Here is a 3,708-nt window from a genome sequence, read left to right as displayed (position 1 = left end):
TTATAAAAACAAGGGAAAAAAAGATGGAATTTCTACATCTTTGGTTTTATTGATAAATGATATTCCCATTGATACATTTGATTTGGGAACAATTGCAAGGGGAGGGGAGGGGGTAATCACCTATAATTATCAAGCACCCCCTGAAAGGGGAAAAACAATAAAAGCCCAGCTTGAAATAAAGGCAATAAACAATCCAATTTATAGAAGCAATATTTTAGTAAATAAAACAGGTAGCCCTTCATCCCTTTCTTTAGAGATAAAGCCACAGATTTCAAAGGCAACACTTGGCGATGAAATAGGGTATAATATTACATACAAAAATAATGGCGATTTTCCAGCAACATCTTTAATTATCCAAGCAAGCAAGGATGAGTTTACCACATATATTCCAAATTCTACATATCTCAATCAAGCCCCAATTCTTGATATTAATGGTCAATCAAGCATTTTTTCTGGAATTTCTCTTGCAAAGCTTAATGGTTTATCGGCTGGCTCAGCGACATTTAAATTAAGGGTAAATCCCAATTGCCCAAATGCAAAAATCTTAAATATATTTGGGACAATTTCCCATCCAGCTATAATTGCAACCGCATCCATTTTTGTTGAAGCACCCAATCTTTCTGGAATAGAAAGGGCTACATTTACAAATACCAAAGTAAAGCCAGGAGAGAATATTCTCTACTCCATTACCTATGAAAACAAGGGAAGTAGAAGCGCCTACAACCTTATGATTACAGAGAGCCTTTCAAAATATATAGAGAATTTATTGGCTATATCAAATAATGGGGTTTATTCTCCATTATACCATCAGATTGTATGGAATCTGGGAGAGCTAAAGCCAGGTGAGATAGGGAGTGTAACATTTAATGCTAGACTTAAGCCTATATTGGATAATGGGATGATCATCAAAAATGATGCCTATATTGAGGCAAAGAATATCCCAAGATTTGAAATATCTGCAGGAACAATAACCATAGAGAGTGCAGGAGACCTTTCTTTTTCAATAAAGGATGTATTTCCAAAAGGACCGGTAAGCCTGGCTGATGTTTTAAGGTATGAGATTTTTGTTTTAAATAATGGCAATATGGATGTAAGCAATGTTTTTGTTTTTGACCAATTGAGCCCAAGCCTTTCTGTTTCAAGGATAAGGAGCAAGGATGAGATTATCCCAGGGGATAATACCCTTGACCTTGATGATATAGATGGATGGAATAGCCTTAAGGCAGATGGAATAATTGAAATCAGAACAAATTATGGGACATATAGGTCACAACCGATAAATACATTAAATTACCCAACCATAAAATCCCTGATGAATGAGATAAACAATGACAAAAAGGCACAGGCTAAAATTAGCTATGAGAATGATAGATTTACCATCTCTTGCGATGGCTATATCATTGGCCTGTCTGGTTCATTCTTTGAGGCAATAAAGATAAAGCCCTGCGAATATTGCACAGGAAGCTATACATCAGGGATAATAGTTTGGGAGATAGGGGTTCTTAAGGTAGGAGAAAGCAAAACAGTTTCATTTTCTGCTCAAGTTATAGGCGAGGGAACCATTACAAACTATGCGACAATTACATCCAAAGATGGCTTAGCCACAACAAATCTAATAACAATTATGGTTGAAAAAGACCCACCAATTCTTATAGGAAGACCCATAGAAGACACAGATTTTGATAATCTTGATGATGATTATGATATGGATGGAAATTATAGGATAATTTTTCCAGTTGAGGCAGAGCCTTGTGGTATAATTGAATATGAAATACAGGAAAGGCAAGGAACATTAAGCTGGTCTACAATTGGAACCTCAACAGGAAATCTTTATAATATTTCAGGAAGAACAAAAGGGTTAACCTATAGCTATAGGACAAGGGCAAGGAATAATGTAGGATTTGGAAATTGGACAAGCTCATCAGATGGGATAAAGGTTGTTGATGGTGGAGGCGTTGTATCTCCTAGTCAAGATTCTTCCATAGTCTCTGGAGGGATTACAATAATAATTCCCAAGGGCACATTTTACGAGACCATTACATTCACAATATTGCAAAAAAATATTAACATAAAATTTGCTTCTCCTCCCCTCAATTCAATCCTTTGTTCCTATGAATTGCTTGCCATTCCACAAGAATATAATGAGGCAGGAACCCAGCCTCTAAAACCCATTACCCTTATCCTTCCTTACCCTGACCCAGATTCCTCTAATGAAACAGATGACCTTTCCTATAGAATCTATAAGCTTATTGATGACCAATGGATTATTGTAGAAGGAGAGCAAGTTCTCAATCCATCCTTAAATACCATCCAATGTAGCCTTAATTCCCTCTCTATCTATGGGGTTGGTTCTCCAATTGGCCTTTCCCTTGAAGATATAACAATAAAGCCAAATCCTTGGAAGTCAAGTAAGCATAAAGGCAAGAAGATTGTATTTGAGGGTTTAAATGGTCGTGTTACTATATCAATATTTAATATGGGAGGAGAGCTTGTGTTTAAGAAAGAGGTTAATGCTCTGTGGGAATGGGATCTATTGAATAATAAGGGAGACAAGGTATCCTCGGGTGTATATTTTGCCATAATTGATGATGGAAAGGAAAAAATAATCCGGAGGTTTGCAATAATAAAATGAAGATAAGTCAGGAGTCAGGAGTCTTCTGTCTGGAGTCTTCTGTCAGGAGTCTATTTTTGTTTGTTTTGTTCTCCTTTTCTTGCTTTGCTGATTATTCAGAGGGTGTGTGTGGAGCAACATTTTTAAAGATAAATAGCCTTCCAAGACCAGTTTCCCTGGGTGGTGCATTCTCTGCTGTTTCTGATGATTTATCAGCCTTATATTACAATCCAGCAGGTCTTGCAAAATAAAAAATTCCCGAGGGTGTGGCATCAGTTGCTTCCTGGATTGAAAAGACAAAGCTTGGTATTATTGGCTATTGTTCACCCATATCGGATAGCTCTGGTTTTGGTCTCTCTGTGCTTTATCTTAAGACAGACAAAATGCCATTATATAAAGATGTAAATACATCTCAAAGCGGAGAATTTGACGCAAGTGATTTATCTATAAGGCTTGGGTTTGGTGCAAAGGTTACAAGGAGCAATTATCTTGGGATAGTAGGCGGATGGATAAACCAAAGAATAGAAGAAGAGAAAAGTCGCTCATTCTTCTTTGATATTGGAGAGATATACAAACCAAAATCTTTGGATAAAATGGCATTCTCTATTGTCCTTCAGAATTTAGGAGGAAAGGTAAAATTTATTGAAGAAGAAGATGAGCTTCCCTCTACATTAAACCTAGGTTTTGCCTATTTCCCAGCAGAAAATATTATTTTTAGCCTTGACCTTGTAAAACCAAAGGATAATAATTACGGGATAAGGTCTGGTTTTGAATGGGATGTTAAGCGCATCCTAACCTTAAGGGCTGGATTTAACTCCCAGGTCTTTCAAGACCTTGGCATTGGTATTAGTGGAGGCTTTGGAATTAAAATAGATACATTCAACCTTGATTATTCCTATGTTCCTTACCGTGAGCTTGGCGAAACACACAACCTTTCCCTTACCACCCATTTTGGAAGATAGGCTACCACTCAAAGCTTTGGATGACAATTATCCCCTCTTTCCTTGCTTTTTCTATAAATCCCTTGGTGGCAAAATGGGTAAGGAGAAGCCCTACTACCTCATATTCTTTATAATCCTTATCTTCTTCAATGAGCT

Annotated in this window: 3 protein-coding genes; all 3 read left to right on the top strand. The window is 37.0% G+C overall.

All coding sequences use genetic code 11. The features are described from left to right. Positions 1-2,632, top strand: a 2,632-nt coding sequence (locus AB1397_07920; protein ID MEW6482898.1) for a T9SS type A sorting domain-containing protein, incomplete at its 5' end; no start/stop codon positions are given. After that, positions 2,629-2,862: a hypothetical protein gene (locus AB1397_07915; GenBank protein ID MEW6482897.1), complete on the top strand. Its 234-nt coding sequence runs from the start codon at positions 2,629-2,631 to the stop codon at positions 2,860-2,862. The genes AB1397_07920 and AB1397_07915, both read left to right, overlap by 4 nt. Positions 2,863-2,877: 15 nt before the next feature. Beyond that, positions 2,878-3,573, top strand: coding sequence for a PorV/PorQ family protein (locus tag AB1397_07910; GenBank protein ID MEW6482896.1), 696 nt, complete (start codon positions 2,878-2,880; stop codon positions 3,571-3,573). Positions 3,574-3,708 lie beyond the last annotated feature (135 nt).

The sequence above is a fragment of the bacterium genome (genome assembly GCA_040756715.1).
GTDB lineage: Bacteria > UBA9089 > UBA9088 > UBA9088 > UBA9088 > JBFLYE01.
This window is presented reverse-complemented; position numbering and strand designations above follow the sequence as displayed.